General features: G+C 64.6%; 1 protein-coding gene. It reads left to right on the forward strand.

The genetic code is table 11. The features are described from left to right. Positions 1–260 (forward strand): class II D-tagatose-bisphosphate aldolase non-catalytic subunit (locus tag ACLJZ5_RS22140; RefSeq protein WP_410959035.1); only part of this gene is annotated, 260 nt, incomplete at both ends.

Consider the following 260-nt stretch of genomic DNA (forward strand, 5'->3'; position numbering starts at 1 on the left):
ATTCTCGGCGGCGACCATCTCGGGCCGAACGCGTGGCGCAGTTTTCCCGCGGAAGAAGCGATGCAGCGCGCGGAAGCGCTCATCGATGCGTATGTGTGCGCAGGGTTCACGAAGATCCATCTGGACACCAGCATGGCCTGCGGCGGCGACCCGGAACGGCTGTCGGACAGCGTCGTGGCACAACGCGCCGCACGCTTATGCGCCGTTGCTGAAGCTGCTGCCGTTCGCGCCGGGTTGAAAACCCACCCGGTCTATGTGAT

The sequence above is a fragment of the Salmonella sp. 5800 genome (assembly GCF_046558195.1).
Taxonomy (GTDB): Bacteria; Pseudomonadota; Gammaproteobacteria; order Enterobacterales; family Enterobacteriaceae; genus Salmonella; species Salmonella enterica.